Consider the following 17,874-nt stretch of genomic DNA (forward strand, 5'->3'; position numbering starts at 1 on the left):
GGCATGGTCTCGCGTGCTGCAGGGCGGTTGCAGGTGCGAAAGGAGGCGTCGGTGCCGCCGGCACGACACAAGCCCCGATAAGCAGGGAATAAAAATTTGTGATCACAAATAATGCACTTCCCTGCACGGCAAGGGCACGTCAGGCACGCCGGAGCCCCCGGATCAGCCGCACGCCACACCCGCAATGCCCCGCGACATCGCGGCCATTGCCCGTCCGCATGCGCTTCGCTACAACAAAGGTCAGGTGACGGGGCAAGACAACTGGGACAGACACCGCTCAGCACGCAGCACAGGGGAACGGGCCGCAGGATCCTGACGGCCCTGCTGACCCTTGCCGTTCTGGTGGCCGCCTTGCTGCCGCCCGGCGTGATGCCCGGTCGTGCCTCTGACGGGGTGATCTCTCTGGTGCTGTGTACTTCTGACGGACTGCACACGCTCTACCTCGACGCCGAAGGGCGGCAGGTCGAGGACCCCGCGACCCCGGCGCCCGAAGACGACCGCCAGACCAAGAAGAGCATCTGCCTCTTCGGCTCAGGCCTCACGGCCAACCTCACATCCGGGATTCCGCCCCTCGGCCATCCCGGACCGATCCGTTCGCCCGCGGCCCGCGCCTTTGCCGAGCTTCTGCTCGCCCGCGCGCAGCATCTGCCTCTGGGCGCCCGCGCGCCCCCTTTCCCGCTCCACGCCTGAGTTCAATTCCGATCAATCACTCTGATGAAGCAAACGCGCCCCTGCGGCCGCCGATTTGCGCCCGCAGATCTGCCCGCGCGTGTTTGCCAGGACTGGAGCCTTTCAATGTCCCTTTCCACCGCGTCCACCGACGCAACCCTGTCGCGCGGCCTCGACCGCCGCTTTTATCTCGCAGCCTGGCGCTGGCACTTCTATGCCGGGCTTTTCGTCGCCCCTTTCATGATCATCCTCGCCATCACCGGCATGATGATGATGCTCATCGGCTATTTCGACGGCCGGGAGGGCGAGAAGATCACCATCTCCGTGCCTCAGGCCGCACAGGCCCTTTCGCTGGAAGACCAGTCCGCCCTCGCCCTGCAGGATTTCCCCGGCGCCACTCTGGTGGAATGGATCAAGGCCCCTGCCCCCGACCGGGTGAACGTCTTCCGCATCAAGCAGGCAGAAGGTGGCCAGACCATGGTCGCGCTCGATCCCTATACGGGTGAAATCGTCGAGACCTGGCGCCGCCGCGACGGCTGGTATGACCTTGCCGATACCATCCATGGCGACCTTCTGCTCGGCACCCCCGGCGACCGCATCCTGGAGATCGCCGCAGGCTTCGGCATCATTCTCATCCTCACCGGACTTTACATGTGGTGGCCTAGAGAACGCAGCCTTCTCGCAAGCCTCACACCGTTCTTGCGCGGTCCGACCCGTGAGGTCCTAAAGAGCCTCCACGTCACCATCGGCGCGGCGCTCTCCATCGTGCTCCTCCTCTTCCTCCTGTCCGGCATGTCCTGGACCGGTGTCTGGGGCAGCAAGCTGGTTCAGGCCTGGAGCACCTTCCCGGCACAGAAATGGGACAACGTGCCACTGTCCGACGAAACCCATGCAGCCATGAACCACGAAGGGCACAAGGACATGCCCTGGGCGCTGGAACAGACCCCGCTTCCGGCCTCTGGTTCCGATCTGGGCACCGCAGGCACTCTGGAAGGCGAGCCGGTCACCCTCGATACGATCGCAGCCCTGGGCGACCGGCTGGGCTTCACCAGCCGCTATCGGATCGCCTTCCCCAAGGGGGCGACCGGGGTATGGACCCTCAACCAGGACACCATGAGCGCGGATGCGGAAAACCCCTTTGCCGACAAGACCGTCCATGTCGACCAGTACACGGGCAAGGTTCTGGTGGATGTGCGCTTTGCCGACTACTCGCTGGCGGGCAAGACCATGGCCGTCTCCGTTCCCCTGCACATGGGGCTGGTGAGCGTGTGGAATCTCGCCTTCAACACGCTCTTCTGCCTCGCAATGGTCTTCCTCAGCCTCTCGGGTGTCGCCATGTGGTGGCTGCGCCGGCCGAAGAAGATGGCCGCCCGCCTCTTCGCCCCGCAAGTGCCCGCCGACATGCCCCACTGGAAGAACGCGATGCTGCTCATGCTGATCGTGTCGCTAGCCTTCCCTCTGGTGGGTCTGACCCTGATCAGCCTGCTCGTGCTGGATGTTCTGGTCTTCGCAAGGATCCCCGGCCTGCGCCGGCTCTATGCCTGAACGCCCGCGCCGCTCGGCGCATGGCTCACACTCGTCACGGCCCGGCGCTTGCGTTGGGCCGTGTGCCTTTGTCCGCCGTCAGCCTGCGGCGAGTTCGCGGCAACCGGTGAGCAGCAGATCGAGCACATGGGGCGCAAAGGAACGCCAGACGTCGAGACGCCACTGCGTCTCCCCATCGCGCCATATGACCACCGTGACACCGTCGAACACCGTTCGCCGCGCCGTGCCCACGGCAACACTTTGCGGATCACGCGGCCAGCCCAGGGTCAGCAGTTCCGTGGCCCTGGACCCGGAAACCATGACCGTCAGCTCCCGGTCGGAGAGATCCACGAGCGCATGCGGCACGCTTGCTGCCAGCGTCGCAACGCCCTGCTCGATCACAGCCCTGTCCGCGTCATCGCAGACCACCAGCCATTCGTCGGGCCCGAGGCAGACCACCTCGCGCGACCCGGCCGCCTGACGCGCGCCGATGCGCGTCGGCAGGCGGAAGCCCAGAACCTCGCCAGCCGGATCAGTCCCCTCCGGCATCAGCCGTAGGGAAAACCGGCCACGAAGAGGCATCAGCGACACCGACAGGTCAGGCGTTTCCGACAGCACGCCGGCCACAAGCTCATGAGGAACGACAGTCATCGTCTGGTCTCTCCCGTCACATCTTCAACCGGTCGCCGGCCGGATCCAGGAAGACCGTTCCCGTGATCCGTGCCGCCAGGGTGCGATCTTCCATCGGCACATGCACCAAGTCCCCCATCCGCCCGAAACCGCCTTCGACCAGCGCCAGGGCAATCGGCCGCCCGAGCGCCTGCGAGTGATAGGAGGAGGTGACATGCCCGACCATCTTCATCGGGATCGGCTGGGAGGGATCGAGGACGATCTGCGCCCCTTCCTCCAGCTTCGAATGATCTTCCGTCAGCAGCCCGACCAATTGCTTGCGGCTTTCCACCAGCATGTCGGGACGGCTCAGCGAGCGCTTGCCGACGAAATCAGGCTTCGCCTTGCCGATGGCCCAGCCAAGCCCCGCATCCTGCGGCGTCACCGTGCCATCCGTGTCCTGACCGACGATGATGTAGCCCTTCTCCGCCCGCAGCACATGCATGGTCTCCGTGCCATAGGCACAGACGCCGTGGGCCTGACCGGCCTGCCACAGGATCTCCCAGAGTTCCCTGCCGTGCCGGGCGGGCACGTTGATCTCGAACCCCAGCTCACCGGTGAAGCTGACCCGCCAGAGCCGGGCCGGGAAGCCCGCGACCGTGCAGGTGCCATTGGCCATGTGGGGAAAGGCTTCCGGCGTCAGATCCAGTCCCTCAACGAAGGGTTCCAGCAGCGCACGTGCCTTCGGACCATTGAGGGCGATGGTCGCCCATTGCTCGGTGACCGAGGTCAGCCAGACCTTCAGATGCGGCCATTCCGTCTGGAGATAATCCTCCATCATCGCCAGCACCCGCGCCGCGCCACCGGTGGTGGTGGTCACATGGAAGCGGTCCTGGGCCAGACGGGCAATCACCCCGTCGTCCCGGATGAAGCCGTCCTCGCCCAGCAGCAGGCCATAGCGGCACCGGTCGGGCGCCAGCTTGCTCCACGGGTTGGTGTACATGCGCTCCAGGAACGCGGCCGCGTCCGGTCCGACGATCTCGATCTTCCCGAGGGTCGAGGCGTCGAACATGCCCACCGCGCTCCGGGTCGTCAGGCATTCCCGCGCCACCGCCGTGTCCATGTCTTCACCGGGTTTGGGGAAATAGCGGGCGCGCCGCCACTGGCCCACCGGCTCGAACACCGCGCCCTGCGCCTCCGCCCAGGGATCGATGGGCGTCTTGCGGGTCAGGTCGAAGTGATCGCCCCGGTGATAGCCGCAAAGCGCACCGAAACTGGTCGGCGTATAGGGCGGCCGGAAGGTGGTCAGCCCCACCTGCGGCGCGGGCTTGCCGAGCGCATCGGCGGCAATGATCAGGCCGTTGATGTTGGACATCTTGCCCTGATCGGTCGCCATTCCGTTGGTGGTGTAGCGCTTCACGTGCTCGATGGAGCGCATGCCCTCGCGCACCGCCAGCCGGAGATCCTTGGCGGTCACGTCATTCTGGAAATCGACGAAGGCGCGGGTGGAGGTCAGGTCCTTGAGGGTCGGCAACTCTTTCTTTGCGACACCGCTGCCCGTGCGGTCACGTTCCACCGCATGGCTGCGCGCAAGCACGCGCGCGCCCAGGGCCTCGGCCGCCCTTGCGCCCATGGCAGACCCGTCGGCCAGCGCGGCCTCGATCCCCCAGAGACCGCGACCGGCGCCGGCAATCTGGCAATCCTCCCGGGTTTCGAAAGGCAGGAAGGTCTTGCCCTCCTCGTCCCACTCCAGCTTGCCCTGAGTGTGGGAGAAGAGATGCAGCGTCGGCGTCCAGCCGCCGGACATCAGGACGCAGTCGCAAGCTATGTTCCGCCCAGCACCCACTGCACCAGACTGAACCGGATTGACCGTGATGGCACTGACCCGCAGCCGGCCGGCGGTCCCCGTGACCGTATGGCCGCGCAGCACCTCGATGCCCAGCGCATGGGCGCGCCCCAGAAGATCCTCGCGCAGCTCGGCGCGCGTATCGACGATGGCCGCGATGGAGGTCCCGACGGCGGCGAGGTCAAAGGCGGCAGACCAGGCACTGTCATGGCTGGTCACCACCACCGCCGTCTGTCCCACCCGCACGCCATAGCGGTTCAGATAGGTCTGGGCCGACCCCGCCAGCATCACCCCCGGACGATCATTGCCGTCGAAAATCAGCGGCTTTTCCAGCGCGCCCTGTGCCAGCACGACCTGACGGGCGCGGACACGCCACAGCCTCTCGCGCGGCAAGGCCGGGTCCGGCTCCGCCAGATGATCGGTCACCCGCTCGACGAGGCCGATCATGTTCTGGTGGTAATAGCCGATGGCCGTGGTGCGCGGCATGAGCTTCACCCCGAGTGCAGCCAGTGCGGCCACTTCCCCGGCGAGCCAGTCCCAGGCGGGCGTACCATCGATCACGACATCCGGCTCGGACAGCAGACTGCCGCCGATCTCGCTGCTCTCGTCCACCAGCGTGACCCGAAGTCCCGCCTCGGCGGCTGCGCGCGCAGCCGCCAGGCCAGCCGGTCCGCCACCGACCACCAGCACATCCGTGTGCAGATAGCGCGAGGCATAGCTGTCAGGATCCGGTGCATCGGGGGACCTGCCGAGGCCGGCGGCCGCGCGGATGAAGGGTTCGTAGACCTTGTCCCAGAAGCTCTTCGGCCACATGAAGGTCTTGTAGTAGAAGCCGGCCGGCAGAAGCTTGTGGAACCCGTCGTTGACCGCCCCCACATCGAAGCCCAGCGACGGCCAGCGGTTCTGACTGACCGCCTCCAGTCCCTCGCGCAGCTCAGCCATGGTGGCGCGGGTGTTGGGCTCCACGCGCCCCTCGCTCCGATCGATGCCGCGGCGCGTCTCGATCAGCGCATTCGGCTCCTCCGACCCTGCCGTCACCGGACCACGCGGCCGGTGATACTTGAAGGACCGGCCCATCAGGTGAACCCCGTGGGCCAGAAGGGCAGAAGCAACCGTGTCACCCTCCAGCCCCTCGAAGGGCGTGCCGTCGAAGCGGAAGCCGACCTTGCGGCCGTGGTTCACCCGGCCCTTGCCGTGGACACGGAACGCGCTCATTTCGCCTCTCCCGTCAGGGTCGCCAGATCCGGTTTCGGCTCCCCCGCCTTGTAGGTGGTCAGGAAGCGATCGCTCACCGTGTCGCGCACCGCATTGAAGAAACGGCCGCAACCATGCAGATGCCGCCAGCGCTCGAAATGCGGGCCCTTCGGATTGGTGCGGATGAAGAGGAAGTCACGCCAGGCCTCGTCAGACACCTGAGAAGGGTCCTCCGGCCGGGCGATATGGGCTTCGCCCGCATAGACGAATTCGGCCTCGGGAAGGGTTTCCTGGCAATAGGGGCAAGTGATGAGCAGCATGTCGGACCCTCAAGGTGCCGGATCAATGGGAAAGCGGATCAGTGAGCCACGGCGGCAGCCGCCGCCTCGTCGATCAGGCGTCCGGTGGTAAAACGTTCCAGAGTGAAGGGGGCGTTGGCCGCATGGGGCTCGTCCCTGGCGACCGTCCAGGCCAGCGTGTGACCGGCCCCGGGCGTGGCCTTGAAGCCGCCCGTGCCCCAGCCGCAATTGACATAGAGACCCGTGACCGGCGTCTTGCCGAGGATGGCCGAGCGGTCCGGCGTCACGTCGACGATGCCACCCCACTTGCGCAGCATGCGCATGCGGTTGAACAGGGGGAAGATCTCGCAGATCGCCGCCACCGTGTGCTCGATCAGCGGCAACCCGCCCCGCTGCGAATAGCTCGTGTACTGGTCCGTGCCCGATCCGATCACCAGCTCGCCCTTGTCCGACTGGGAAATATAGGCATGCACCGTGTTGGACATGACGACACAGGGGATCACCGGCTTGACCGGTTCGCTGACAAGCGCCTGCAGCGGGAAGCTTTCCAGCGGCAGACGCACCCCCGCGCTCTCCATGACGACGGACGTGTGTCCGGCCGCCGACACCGCCACCTTCTTCGCCGCGATGAAGCCGCGCGCGGTCTCCACTCCGGTCACCGCCCCGTCCGGGCCGCGCCGGATCGCCGTGACCGGGCAGTTCTGGATGATGTCGACGCCGAGCTTCGTCGCCGCCCGTGCATAGCCCCAGGCCACCGCGTCATGCCGCGCCGTACCCGCGCGCCGCTGCAGGGCAGCGCCGAGGATGGGATAGCGCGCCCGCGGATCGATGCTGAGCGGCGGGCAATAGGCCTTCGCCTCTTCCGGGGTCAGCCAGGCATTGTCGACCCCGTTCAGCCGGTTGGCATGGATGTGCCGCTTGAAGCTCTGCACGTCGCCCGTGGTGTGGGCCAGCATCATCACCCCGCGCTGGGAGTACATGACGTTGTAATTGAGCTCCTGCGACAGGCCGTCCCAAAGATCCAGCGCATGGTCATAGAGCTTGGCGCTCTCGTCATAGAGATAGTTGGACCGGATGATGGTGGTGTTGCGCCCGGTGTTGCCACCGCCGAGCCACCCCTTGTCGATCACCGCGACGTTGCGGATCCCGTGTTCCTTGGCAAGGTAGTAGGCACAGGCGAGCCCGTGTCCGCCAGCACCCACGACGATCACGTCATAGGCGGGTTTCGGCTCCTTGTCGGGCCATTGCTCCGGCCAGTTCCTGTGCCCGCTGAAGGCATTCGCAAGCAGGGACAGGGCAGAAAATTTCGTCATGGCGCAACCCGCAAGGTCAACAGGACATCCGGCACATGCTACTGCGGTTGCGCTTGGCAGGATTGTAGATTTGCGACACTATCCCTGCAGATTTGCGTCACGCCCGGAAGTTCCCACATGTCCCGAGCCGCCTCCCCTGCGCCGCACCGCAGCCGTGCGCCCTCCACGCCAAGGCTGCGCGTTGGTTTCCTGCTCGCCAGTCAGTTCACCCTGTCGGCCTTCGCCAACTTCGTCGACGTGCTGCGGCTGGCCGCCGACGAGGGCGACCGGTCCCGTCCTATCCACTGCGACTGGCATGTGCTCTCCTCCGACATGAAGCCGATCCGCGCCTCCTGCGGTCTCAGCATCCATCCCGACACCCGCCTGGGCGACCCGCGATCCTATGACTACATCGTGGTCGTGGGCGGACTGCTGGATGAGGTCGCCCCCCTGCCACCGGAGGCCATGCGCTTCCTCAAGGACGCAGCCGCAGCGGATGTGGGCCTTGTCGGCGTCTGCACCGGGGCCTTCCTGCTGCATCAGGCCGGACTGATGGACGGCTATCGCTGCTGCGTCAGCTGGTTCCATCACGAAGACTTCCTCGATCGCTTCGATGGTCTGACCCCGATCTCCGACCAGATCTTCGTGGTCGACCGCAACCGGCTCACCTGCTCCGGCGGGGTTAGCTCCGCCCATCTGGCCGCCTTCCTCGTCGACCGGCACGTGGGCGCGGCCGCGGCCCAGAAGAGCCTGCACATCATGATCATCGATGCCCAGCACCAGGGAGAGACGCCCCAGCCCGGACTGCCGCTCGAACTCTCGACCCGCGACCCCCTGGTGCGCGGGGCTCTGGTCCGCCTGCAACATGCCTTGCACGCCCCGCCCTCCGTCCAGCAGATCGCAGACGGGCTGGGCGTGAGCCGGCGCAAGCTCGAACGCCACTTTCAGGCAAGCCTGAACCTGTCTCCGGCCGCCGCCGGCACCCGCCTGCGGCTGGCCCATGCCAAGCTTCTCCTGCGCGAACCGCGCCTCGCCCAGTCGGAAATTGCAGCCCGCTCGGGCTTCGCCGACGCTTCCCACCTGCAGCGCGTCTTCCGCGCGCACGAGGGGCTGACGCCCTCCCAGTTCCGCCAGCGCGCCCTGTCGCAGGAAGAGGTCTGACCAGCGGCCCCCGCAGCCAGTCTCGCGCTTTTCCCCCGCCCTTTCCCCCGGCCGCCGCCGCTTTCCTCTTTCCCCTGCGGCCGGTTCGTGCCACAAGGCGGCCGTTTGTGCGTAACGTCGGCCCCGGGCCGGCCCTCAGCGAAAGGCCCTGCCATGACTCACTCCCTGCGCAACCGGTTCCTGCTGGCCAGCGGCTTCCATGCCCCCGTCTGCGGTGAGGCCGAAGCCTTTCGCAATCGGCTGATCGAACTGGATGGCGACGGACGCATCATGGCCACCTGGGAAGACGGCACTGCCGATCATGCCCGCCTCGTGGCGGAGGCCGAACAGAGCGGGCGCCTGACCCGCCTGCCGGAGGGCCAGTTCCTCCTGCCCGGCTTCGTCGACCTGCATATCCATGCGCCGCAATATCCGCAGCTCGGCACGGCCCTCGACCAGCCCCTTGACGTCTGGCTGAAAACCTACACCTTCCCCCTGGAAGCCCGCTACCGGGACGAGGCCTTCGCCGCCCGCGCCTATGCCATGCTGGTGGAAGACCTGATCGCCAACGGCACCACGACGGCGCTCTATTTCGGCACCATCCACCCGGGCGCCAACCGGCTGCTCGCAGATATCTGCCTGGAAAAGGGCCAGCGCGCCCTGATCGGCAAGGTGGCAATGGACCACAAGGATCTCTGCCCGGACGACTACCGCGACGCCTCCGTCGACGCGGCACTCAAGGGCACGCAGGACCTGATCGACTACATCACCCACCACCCGGACAATGGCGAAGGCCGTGTGAAGCCGGTGATCACCCCGCGCTTCATTCCCGCCTGCACCGATGACCTGCTGCACGAGCTGGGCGCGATGGCCGCCGACACCTGCTGCCACATCCAGACCCACGCTTCGGAAGGAGACTGGGAGCACAACCACGTGCTCGACCGTCACGGCATGAGCGACACGGAAAGCCTCGACCGGTTCGGCCTCCTGCGCGAACACACGGTTCTTGCGCATGGCAATTTCATCTCGCTGGATGACATGGAAAAGATCGCGCTGCGCAAGGCAGCGGTCGCCCATTGCCCCCTGTCGAACGCCTATTTCGCCGACGCGATCTTCCCCCTCGCCCAGGCACTGGAAAAGGGCGTCCGGGTCGGCCTCGGCACGGATATCTCGGCAGGCCCCTCTGCCAGCCTCGCCAATTCCCTGCGCAGTGCGCTCTGGTCCGGCCGCCTGCTGGAAAGCGGGACGGATCCCGCCCTTGCCGCCGGTGAGCGCTCCGCCCGTGCCGGACAGCGCGTCGACGTGCCCACCGCCTTCCATGTGGCGACCGCCGGCGGCGCGCGGGCCCTCGGCCTGCCCGTCGGCACCTTCGAGCCGGGCAAGATCTTCGATGCCATTCTGGTGGATCCGGAGGCCGCCGGCGCGCCGATCCGCCTGTGGCCGGAACTCTATTCCGGCGACGACGAGATCCTGGAAAAGCTCATCTATGGGGTGACCCGGGCCAATATTTCCCGGGTCTGGATCGGCGGAGAGCTGTGCAGCGGTGCAGCCCTCTGATCGCGCCGCCCGCGCCCCACATCACGAATAGTCCGGCCAGGGCGCCTGGGAGAAGACGCCGCCGTCCACATGGAGGGTCTGGCCGGTGATGAAGCTGGCCTGCGGCGACGCGAGGAACCAGACGGCGTTTGCGATATCCTCCGGCGTTCCCACCCGGCGCAGGGGCGTGATGCGCGACCACTTGCCCGCATAGTCGCCGGCTTCCGCCCGGGTGCGCTCGGTCTCGATGGCCCCCGGCGCGACGCAATTCACCCGGATGCCGTGGGGCCCCAGTTCCAGGGCGGCCACCTTGGTGAACTGCTCGATGCCCCCCTTCGAGGCGGTGTAGTCGACCAGCCTCGGGAAGGCGACCTTGTTGCAACCCGACCCCAGATTGACGATGGCGCCCGAGGTCACGCCCGCATCGATCATGGCCTGAGCCCCGATCCGCGTGTTCAGGAAGCACCCCTTCAGATTGGTGGCGATCACCCGGTCCCAGTCCTGCGTGCTCAGCTCCAGCAGCGACGCCCAGGTCTGGATGCCCGCATTGTTGACGAGCACCGACGGAGCCGTGCCGAAGGTCTCGCGCAGCCCATCGAAAAGTGCCTGAACCTCAGCTTCCAAGGCCGCATCGCAAGCGCGCGGAACCAGCCCCTCCGGCAGGACAAAAGTCGCCGGATCCATCGTGGGCGGATGGGTCACCACCACCGTGAACCCCTCCCTCACGAGGCGTTCGGCCATCGCAAGACCCAGTCCCGATACACCGCCCGTCACCACCGCCAGCCTGGTCATCCGCGTCTCCTCCTGCTGCGCATAGGCACGTCAAATAGCTGAAAACGCAAAGGAATGCGAGCGCCGCGAGGCGGTCTCGGCAGACCTCGGCACTCCGGCACCAAAGAAACTCTACGATATATCTTGAATTACGATATATCTTAGACCATCTTTTGCGACATGAGACATCGCTACAATCGCGGCAGAGGCCGCTTTGGTCGGGACGTCGAGAGCAATTCCGACGCCTTTGCCTATCCCTTCCGCAGCCGGGGACCCGAAGACCATGACAACGGCCCGCGTGGGCGCGGACGTCCGGAAGGCCGGCCAGAAGGTCGCGTCTCCGGTCGCTCCTCCGGTCGCGAGAGTGAGGATATCTTCTCCGACGACCTGACGGACGGCCGGGGCGGTCGCGGCAGAGGCCGCATGGGTGGCGGCCCGGGTGGGAGAATCGGTGGCAGAATGGGCGGCCGAAGAGGTGGCCGTCGCATGTTCGACTATGGCGAACTGCGTCACCTTCTGCTCCTCCTCATCCGCGACAAGCCGAGCCACGGCTATGAACTGATCAAGGACATCGAGGAACGCTTCGGCGGCAGCTACAGCCCGAGCCCCGGCGTGATCTACCCGACGCTGACCTGGCTGAACGACATGGGCTATGCCGATGTCACGGAGACCACCGGCGGCCGCAAGAGCTACACCATCACCGAGGCCGGCCAGTCCTTCCTCGAGGCGAACGGCCCGGTCGGCGAGGCCCTGCTCGGACGACTGGGCGGCGGCGCGGATGGCGACAGCCGCAACGGCCCGCCCCTGCCCATCCTGCGGGCCATGGAAAATCTGAAATTCGCCCTGCGCCTGCGCCTCAAGGATGGCGAGGCGAGCCGCGAGACCATCGCCGCCATGGCGGCTGTGCTCGATGAAGCCACCCGCAAGCTGGAGACCCTGGAATGAGCCTGACCGAAACCCCGCCCCTGCTGGCAAGGACCACCATCGAGACGGCCCATGCCTCGAAATATCTCCAGCAGCTCTGCAAGCATTTCGCCCACAAGCGGCCGGTGACCTCCACGCCCGAAGAGGGCAGCATCACTTTCGGGGTCGGCACCTGCCGTCTGACCGCTGCCGGTTCGGCGCTCCGGATCGATCTGGAAAGCACCTCGGAAACGGATCTGGAACAGCTCAAAGATGTGGTGATCCGGCATCTTGTCCGTTTCGCCTTCCGGGAAGAGCTGTTGCCGGTCTGGAGCTGAAACGCCCCTGACCCGACGGATCAGGTGGCGGGCTGTCTGCGGCCCGCCACAATGACCCGACGCATGGCCTCCGAGGCCTCGTCGGGGGCCCCCGCCTCGATGGCCCGGACCACGGCCCGGTGCCGGTCGAGGAAGGCGACCGTCTCGCTGTCGCTGCGCTCCTGCGCCTCTTCCACGAAAAGCGAATAAAGCGCTGCCTGCACCAGATCGCCGAGCGATTGCAGGAACCGGTTGCCCGACAGCCGCAGCACCATCTTGTGGAACTCCAGATCGGCCACGGCCACCGCCGCCCGGTCCCGACCGGTCGCCAGATTGTCGCAAAGCTCGGACAGGGCGGCGCAATCGGCGGCATTGGCGCGCGCCGCCGCCTTGCTGGCAGCCGCCGGCTCGAAGATCAGCCGGATCTCGAACAGCTCCTCCAGGAACACGCCCGCATTGCGCAGGTTGGCATGCCAGCGCAGCACGTCCGGATCGAACATGTTCCACTGCTCGGGCGGGCGCACATGGGTGCCCACCTTCGCCTTGGACTGGATCAGTCCCTTGCCGATCAGCGTCTTCTTGGCTTCCCGGACCACCGTGCGCGAGACGTTGAACATCTCCTCGATGTCCGGATCGAGCGGGATCATCGTCTCGGGCGGATATTCTCCGGCCACGATCGCGCGCCCCAGCTGTTCCACCACCTGACTGGTGTGGTTGCCGATCCGGTTGCCCAGCTCTCCGGAGGTTACGAAGGTCATCAGGGCGCGGCGAAATCGATCAGTGGTTTTCTGCGCGCTGTCGTTGCCCAAGTCAGACCCTTTTGCAGCAGGATGAATGCGAAGAGGAGACCGCCGATCACGATCTTGGTCCACCAGCTCGACAATGTCCCGTCAAACACGATGTAGGTTTGTATCAAGCCCATGATCAAAATGCCAAAGAATGTGCCTGCGACGAAGCCGCTCCCCCCGGAAAGCAGCGTGCCGCCGATGACCACGGCCGCAATCGCATCGAGTTCCACCCCCACCGTCGCCAGCGAGTAGCCGGCAGAGGTGTAGAGCGAGAAGACGATTCCGGCCAGTCCGGCGAGGCCACCGGAAAGCGCATAGATGCCGATGGTTGTGCTCGCCAGCGGCACGCCCATCAGCCGGGCCGTCTGCGCCCCGCCGCCAAGCGCATAGACGTTCTGACCGAAGCGGGTGCGATGGGCCACCACCATGCCGATGATGAAGGTCGCCAGCATCACCATGCCGGTGAGCCGGAACCGCCCTCCCCCCGGCGCCTTCCAGTAGAGGGACTGGAGCACGTCATAGAACTCGTGAGTGATGGGCACGCTGTCCGTCGACAGCACATAGGCGAGGCCGCGCGCCAGGAACATGCCCGCCAGCGTGACGATGAAGGCTGGCATGTCGAGATAATGGATGATCGCGCCCATCGCCGCCCCGAAGGCGATGGTCATGGCCAGCACCAGGGCAAAGGCCGCCAGCGGATGGATCGACGTGTCCCGCAGGATGACCGCCAGAAACACCCCGGTGAAGGCGATGACCGAGCCCACCGACAGATCGATGCCCCCGGACAGGATGACGAAGGTCATGCCCACGGCGACGATGCCGAGGAAGGCATTGTCGGTGAGCAGATTGGCCACGACCCGCGTCGACATCATCGCCGGATACTGGCCCGAGCAGAGCACGAAGGCCGCCAGGAAGGTGAGGATGGTCACCACCAGCGGCAGGTGGGTGGAGCGGATCATCGGGCGGTCTCCGTGGACTTGGCAAGCGGCGCGGATGCAGAGGCGGCAGGCGTGTCGACACCCGCACTTTCCGCCGAGGCCCGCAGGATGTAGAGCGCGTGTTTCACCGTGGGCGACTGGATGACCAGGATCGCGATGATGATCAGCGCCTTGATCACCAGATTGAACTCCGGCGGCAGGCCCGAAAGCAGGATCACCGAATTCACCGACTGGATGATCAGCGCCCCGATCAGCGAAGCGACGATGGAGAACCGTCCGCCGAGCAGCGAGTTGCCGCCGATAACCACCGCAAGGATGGCATCCAGCTCCAGCCAGAGACCGGCATTGTTGGCATCGGCCCCCTTGATGTCGGCAGCGACGATGACTCCGGCAAGCGCGGCGCAGAAGCCGGTGACCAGATAGACGCAGATCAGCAGCACCCGGCTGTTGATGCCGGCCAGCCGCGACGAGCTCTCGTTGATGCCGATGGCCTCGACCAGCATGCCCAGCGCGGTGCGCCGGACGCCGAGTGTGATCAGCGCGCCAAGCCCGATCCAGATGAGGATGGGCGTGGGAACGCCGAGCACGGTCCCCGCCCCCAGATGGATGAGCCCGGGATTGACGAAGGTGAGAATGGTGCCTTCCGTGATGAGCTGGGCAATGCCCCGCCCGGCCACCATCAGCACCAGCGTCGCGACAATCGGCTGGATCCGCAGCACGGCGACAAGCACGCCGTTCCACAGCCCGCAGAGCACGCCGACCGCCAGAGCCCCGAGCAGGGCCGTCACCCAGCCGCTGCCGTCGGCGACGAGCGAGGCCGCTGTGGCCCCGGCGATGGCCATCACCGCACCGACCGATAGGTCGATGCCGCGGGTGGCGATCACCAGCGTCATTCCGATGCACAGGAGCGCGGTGGGAGCCCCGCGATTGAACACATCCACCAGATTGCCGAAGAGGCGGCCGTTCTGGAATTCGATGCGGAAGAAGTCCGGGAAGACGATGACATTGAGCAGCAGCACCGCCGCAAGGATCATCAGCTGCGGCGCCACCCGCCGCAGGGTCGCTTGAAGGCCATGGGTCATCAGGCCACCTCCTCGAGATGGCCTTGCGCGATGGCGGCCACGATGTTGCGGGTGGAGATGTCCTCGCCGTGCAGCTCGCACACCTGTCGCCGGTCGCGCAGCACCACGACGCGCGTCGAATAGGCAACGAGTTCCTCGAGCTCCGAGGAGGCAACGAGAAGCGCCATGCCCTTCTCCCGCAGCCCCTCGATCAGGGCGATGATCTCCGCATGGGCCCCCACGTCGATGCCCCGGGTCGGTTCGTCGAGAATGAGGAAGTCCGGATTTGTGGCGAGCCAGCGGGCGAGAAGCGCCTTCTGCTGATTGCCGCCGGACAGGAAGCGAATGGGCATGTCGAGGGAGGCCAGCCGGATGTCCAGCGCCTTCACATAGGCCTCGGCCAGCTCGTTGACCTTGGCCTTGTTGAGCGGCCGGAACCAGCCCTGCCGCGCCTGCAATGCCAGGATGATGTTCTCCCGCACCGACAGGTCGCCGACAATCCCGTCGGTCTTGCGATCCTCGGGGCACAGGCCGAAACGATGGCGGATGGCGTCACGCGGCGAGGTCAGGGCGATCTTCTGATCCCGCAGCCACGCCTCGCCCTGATCCGCCGGCACCGCACCGAAGATCAGGTTCGCGGTTTCCGTGCGCCCCGAGCCCAGAAGCCCGGCCAGACCCACGACCTCGCCCTCGCGGATCGCCAGATCGAAGGGCTCCAGCATGCCCTTTCGGCCGATCCCCTTGAATTCGAGAAGTGTCTTCCCCGCCGTCTGGGGCGCGCGGTCCTGAACCCTGCTCTCCAGCTGACGGCCGAGCATCAGATGCACCACATCCGTCTGGCTGGAATGGGCAAGTTCACGCGTGCCCACCACCCGGCCATTGCGCAGCACGGTCGCCCGGTCACAGATCTCGAAGACCTGATCGAGGAAATGGGTGATGAAGACGATGGCCAGTCCGCGTTCTTTCAGCTGGCGGATGACCTTGAACAGCATCTCCACCTCGTCCCGGTCGAGACTGGCGGTGGGTTCGTCCAGAATGAGCACCTTGCCCGAGAGCTCGACGGCACGCGCGATGGCCACAACCTGCTGCACGGCGACCGAGAAGGTCGAGAGCGGCTCGGCGGGATGGATCCTCAGGCCGTAACCCCCGAGGATCCTCCGCGCTTCCCGCTGCATCCGGCGCTGGGAGACGAAGCCGAAACGCAGCGGCTGTCGACCGAGAAAGAGGTTCTCGGCAACACTCAGATTGGGAAGGAGATTGACCTCCTGATAGACCGTTCCGATCCCGTGAACCTGGCTCTCCTGGGTGCTCGTCGGGGAAATTTCCTCGCCGTCGAGCTGGATCGAGCCCGCATCACGGCGGTAGGCTCCGGTCAGGCACTTAATGAGGGTGGACTTGCCTGCTCCGTTCTCACCGAGGAGCGCATGAACCTCCCCCGGGTAGAGCGTGAGATCCACACTGTCCAGCGCGATGGCGCCGGGAAAAAACTTCGAGATGCCGGTCGCGCTCAGCACCGGCCGCGTGTCCTCGGACATGGTTTTCCTTCCCCCCGGCCGCCCTCACTGACGACCTGCAGTCCTCCGGGCCCAAAGACCCTGATCCGGTTCGCCCCCATGACACCTGTCGATCAGCGCCTTGCGCCCCGCAGGGGTCGTCCCGGGCGTGTACCGCCCGGGACAGGGTGCGTCATTCCGGATCAGTAGCCCAGACCCTTCTTCGCTTCATAGACGGCCTGGTTGTCGTCCTTCAGCGTATAGAGACGGGATTCGGTCTGGATCCACTTCGGCGGGGTGGTGCCGCTGGAGAGATAGGCTTCAAGTGCGTCGAGCGCCGGGCCGGCCATATTAGGGGTCAGCTCGATGGTGGCATTGGCTTCGCCGGCGGCCATGGCCAAGTGGATGTCCGGCACGGAGTCGATGGACACGATCTTGATGTCCTGACCCGGCTTGAGACCGGCTTCCTTGATCGCCTGGATGGCGCCGACGGCCATGTCGTCATTATGGGCGTAGAGGGCGCAGATGTTCGCGCCGCCTTCGGCCTTGAGGAAGCTCTCCATCACGACCTTGCCCTGACTGCGGGTGAAGTCGCCGGTCTGGCTGCGGATGATCTTCAGGTTGTCATGACCTGCGATGCCCTGCTCGAAGCCCTTCTTGCGGTCGATGGCCGGAGACGAACCGGTCGTGCCCTGAAGCTCGACAACGTTGCACGGCTTGCCGGCCATTTCCTCGACCAGCCACTTGCCCGCGACTTCGCCTTCGTGAACCAGATCGGAGGTCACGGCGGTCAGATAGAGATCTTCCGAGGCATCGACGGTGCGGTCGAGCAGGAGCACGGGGATTTCCGCGTCCTTGGCTTCTTCCAGCACTTCGTCCCAGCCGGTTGCCACGACGGGCGCCAGCAGGATCGCATCGACGTCCTGGGCAATGAACGAACGGATCGCCTTGATCTGGTTTTCCTGCTTCTGCTGGGCATCAGCAAACTTCAGATCGATCCCGCGCTTCTCGGCTTCCTGCTTGGTGACGGTGGTTTCCGCCGCACGCCAGCCGGACTCGGAGCCGATCTGGGAAAAGCCGATGGTGAGATCCGCAGCCATGACGGATGCGGGCGCAAGCATCATCGCACTCGCGATGAGCAGGGACTTGAGCTTCATGATTTCCTCCACTTGAAACACGACCGGCCCCCCAAGTGCCCGCTTCTGCCCTTCTCCAGGACCAAGGGCGGACTGTCCTCCTCCGGACACCGGTCACGATGGTGCGATTTCCTCCTCGCCCGGACATTAAGTATTACTTTATTACTTTTGTAAAGCGCCCTCCGCAAAATCCTCAGCGTCAGCTGGGCGAGTGCGGCGGCGGACGTTGTCGAAAGGTATCGCCCGGATCAGCCGCGCCAGCCGGTTCGCGCTCGGGTTCATGGCGGAAAAACAGGCGCGAAATCGCTGAAAACCGTCGCTTGCGACCAGAAAGCACTTGCAGCCCCGCGCCCGATCT

General features: G+C 65.8%; 16 protein-coding genes. 6 read left to right on the plus strand and 10 right to left on the minus strand.

Translation table 11 applies throughout. The annotated features are described in order from the left end of the window. The first annotated feature begins 405 nt into the window (after nucleotides 1–405). Together FR728_RS12545 and FR728_RS12550 are read left to right on the plus strand one after the other, a co-directional pair. Nucleotides 406–690 (plus strand): hypothetical protein, encoded by a 285-nt coding sequence (locus FR728_RS12545; RefSeq protein WP_149892988.1) that lies wholly within the window; start codon nucleotides 406–408, stop codon nucleotides 688–690. Between the two features lie 105 nt (nucleotides 691–795). Beyond that, on the plus strand, nucleotides 796–2,214 hold the full coding sequence (locus FR728_RS12550) for a PepSY-associated TM helix domain-containing protein (protein WP_149892989.1): 1,419 nt from the start codon (nucleotides 796–798) through the stop codon (nucleotides 2,212–2,214). Between the two features lie 78 nt (nucleotides 2,215–2,292). Here the strand turns inward: FR728_RS12550 and FR728_RS12555 are convergent, their stop codons facing one another. From FR728_RS12555 to FR728_RS12570, 4 genes are read right to left on the minus strand one after another with little or no spacing between them, the layout of a single operon-like run. Further along, nucleotides 2,293–2,844, minus strand: a complete 552-nt coding sequence (locus tag FR728_RS12555) for a sarcosine oxidase subunit gamma (RefSeq protein WP_149892990.1) — start codon at nucleotides 2,842–2,844, stop codon at nucleotides 2,293–2,295. A 16-nt stretch (nucleotides 2,845–2,860) separates the two neighbouring features. Then, nucleotides 2,861–5,863 carry a sarcosine oxidase subunit alpha gene (locus FR728_RS12560; protein ID WP_149892991.1) on the minus strand — a complete coding sequence of 1,001 codons (3,003 nt, stop codon included), beginning with the start codon at nucleotides 5,861–5,863 and terminating at the stop codon, nucleotides 2,861–2,863. Then, complete coding sequence (locus tag FR728_RS12565; protein ID WP_149892992.1) at nucleotides 5,860–6,162, minus strand: sarcosine oxidase subunit delta; 303 nt, start codon at nucleotides 6,160–6,162, stop codon at nucleotides 5,860–5,862. Before FR728_RS12565 ends, FR728_RS12560 begins: the two co-directional genes overlap by 4 nt. 38 nt (nucleotides 6,163–6,200) lie before the next feature. After that, nucleotides 6,201–7,454: a sarcosine oxidase subunit beta family protein gene (locus FR728_RS12570; RefSeq protein ID WP_149892993.1), complete on the minus strand. Its 1,254-nt coding sequence runs from the start codon at nucleotides 7,452–7,454 to the stop codon at nucleotides 6,201–6,203. A 117-nt stretch (nucleotides 7,455–7,571) separates the two neighbouring features. Here FR728_RS12570 and FR728_RS12575 point away from each other — a divergent pair, with 117 nt between their 5' ends. Further along, complete coding sequence (locus FR728_RS12575; RefSeq protein ID WP_149892994.1) at nucleotides 7,572–8,594, plus strand: GlxA family transcriptional regulator; 1,023 nt, start codon at nucleotides 7,572–7,574, stop codon at nucleotides 8,592–8,594. Between the two features lie 153 nt (nucleotides 8,595–8,747). Next, a complete protein-coding gene (gene guaD, locus FR728_RS12580) occupies nucleotides 8,748–10,130 on the plus strand; it encodes a guanine deaminase (RefSeq protein WP_149892995.1) in 1,383 nt (460 codons plus the stop codon). Between the two features lie 21 nt (nucleotides 10,131–10,151). On the opposite strand, the gene FR728_RS12585 is transcribed toward guaD, so the two are convergent. Continuing rightward, nucleotides 10,152–10,901 carry an SDR family NAD(P)-dependent oxidoreductase gene (locus FR728_RS12585; protein WP_149892996.1) on the minus strand — a complete coding sequence of 250 codons (750 nt, stop codon included), beginning with the start codon at nucleotides 10,899–10,901 and terminating at the stop codon, nucleotides 10,152–10,154. 465 nt (nucleotides 10,902–11,366) lie between these two features. Here FR728_RS12585 and FR728_RS12590 point away from each other — a divergent pair, with 465 nt between their 5' ends. Together FR728_RS12590 and FR728_RS12595 are read left to right on the plus strand one after the other, a co-directional pair. Then, a complete protein-coding gene (locus tag FR728_RS12590; RefSeq protein ID WP_208998786.1) occupies nucleotides 11,367–11,825 on the plus strand; it encodes a PadR family transcriptional regulator in 459 nt (152 codons plus the stop codon). Beyond that, nucleotides 11,822–12,121 (plus strand): DUF2218 domain-containing protein, encoded by a 300-nt coding sequence (locus FR728_RS12595; protein WP_149892997.1) that lies wholly within the window; start codon nucleotides 11,822–11,824, stop codon nucleotides 12,119–12,121. Before FR728_RS12590 ends, FR728_RS12595 begins: the two co-directional genes overlap by 4 nt. Before the next feature lie 20 nt (nucleotides 12,122–12,141). Here FR728_RS12595 and FR728_RS12600 read toward each other — a convergent pair whose 3' ends face one another. The 5 genes from FR728_RS12600 to ytfQ form a co-directional block, all read right to left on the minus strand. Next, nucleotides 12,142–12,858 carry a FadR/GntR family transcriptional regulator gene (locus FR728_RS12600; protein ID WP_149892998.1) on the minus strand — a complete coding sequence of 239 codons (717 nt, stop codon included), beginning with the start codon at nucleotides 12,856–12,858 and terminating at the stop codon, nucleotides 12,142–12,144. Further along, on the minus strand, nucleotides 12,858–13,844 hold the full coding sequence (gene yjfF, locus FR728_RS12605) for a galactofuranose ABC transporter, permease protein YjfF (RefSeq protein WP_149893135.1): 987 nt from the start codon (nucleotides 13,842–13,844) through the stop codon (nucleotides 12,858–12,860). Before yjfF ends, FR728_RS12600 begins: the two co-directional genes overlap by 1 nt. Continuing rightward, a complete protein-coding gene (locus tag FR728_RS12610) occupies nucleotides 13,844–14,908 on the minus strand; it encodes an ABC transporter permease (RefSeq protein WP_149892999.1) in 1,065 nt (354 codons plus the stop codon). Before FR728_RS12610 ends, yjfF begins: the two co-directional genes overlap by 1 nt. Continuing rightward, nucleotides 14,908–16,422 carry a sugar ABC transporter ATP-binding protein gene (locus FR728_RS12615; protein WP_149893000.1) on the minus strand — a complete coding sequence of 505 codons (1,515 nt, stop codon included), beginning with the start codon at nucleotides 16,420–16,422 and terminating at the stop codon, nucleotides 14,908–14,910. The genes FR728_RS12610 and FR728_RS12615 overlap by 1 nt, the downstream gene beginning before the upstream one ends. Before the next feature lie 161 nt (nucleotides 16,423–16,583). Then, nucleotides 16,584–17,537 (minus strand): galactofuranose ABC transporter, galactofuranose-binding protein YtfQ, encoded by a 954-nt coding sequence (gene ytfQ / locus FR728_RS12620; RefSeq protein ID WP_149893001.1) that lies wholly within the window; start codon nucleotides 17,535–17,537, stop codon nucleotides 16,584–16,586. Nucleotides 17,538–17,874 lie beyond the last annotated feature (337 nt).

It is taken from the genome of Roseibium aestuarii (assembly GCF_008477545.1).
Lineage (GTDB): Bacteria > Pseudomonadota > Alphaproteobacteria > Rhizobiales > Stappiaceae > Roseibium > Roseibium aestuarii.

Bases quoted from the DNA above. Each gene is read 5' to 3' on its own strand.
- FR728_RS12610 (WP_149892999.1), bottom strand. From the start codon at position 14,908: ATGACCCATGGCCTTCAAGCGACCCTGCGGCGGGTGGCGCCGCAGCTG.
- FR728_RS12595 (WP_149892997.1), top strand. From the start codon at position 11,822: ATGAGCCTGACCGAAACCCCGCCCCTGCTGGCAAGGACCACCATCGAG.
- ytfQ (WP_149893001.1), bottom strand. From the start codon at position 17,537: ATGAAGCTCAAGTCCCTGCTCATCGCGAGTGCGATGATGCTTGCGCCC.
- FR728_RS12550 (WP_149892989.1), top strand. From the start codon at position 796: ATGTCCCTTTCCACCGCGTCCACCGACGCAACCCTGTCGCGCGGCCTC.
- FR728_RS12565 (WP_149892992.1), bottom strand. From the start codon at position 6,162: ATGCTGCTCATCACTTGCCCCTATTGCCAGGAAACCCTTCCCGAGGCC.
- FR728_RS12560 (WP_149892991.1), bottom strand. From the start codon at position 5,863: ATGAGCGCGTTCCGTGTCCACGGCAAGGGCCGGGTGAACCACGGCCGC.
- FR728_RS12585 (WP_149892996.1), bottom strand. From the start codon at position 10,901: ATGACCAGGCTGGCGGTGGTGACGGGCGGTGTATCGGGACTGGGTCTT.
- FR728_RS12615 (WP_149893000.1), bottom strand. From the start codon at position 16,422: ATGTCCGAGGACACGCGGCCGGTGCTGAGCGCGACCGGCATCTCGAAG.
- guaD (WP_149892995.1), top strand. From the start codon at position 8,748: ATGACTCACTCCCTGCGCAACCGGTTCCTGCTGGCCAGCGGCTTCCAT.
- FR728_RS12570 (WP_149892993.1), bottom strand. From the start codon at position 7,454: ATGACGAAATTTTCTGCCCTGTCCCTGCTTGCGAATGCCTTCAGCGGG.
- FR728_RS12555 (WP_149892990.1), bottom strand. From the start codon at position 2,844: ATGACTGTCGTTCCTCATGAGCTTGTGGCCGGCGTGCTGTCGGAAACG.
- FR728_RS12590 (WP_208998786.1), top strand. From the start codon at position 11,367: ATGTTCGACTATGGCGAACTGCGTCACCTTCTGCTCCTCCTCATCCGC.
- FR728_RS12575 (WP_149892994.1), top strand. From the start codon at position 7,572: ATGTCCCGAGCCGCCTCCCCTGCGCCGCACCGCAGCCGTGCGCCCTCC.
- FR728_RS12600 (WP_149892998.1), bottom strand. From the start codon at position 12,858: ATGACCTTCGTAACCTCCGGAGAGCTGGGCAACCGGATCGGCAACCAC.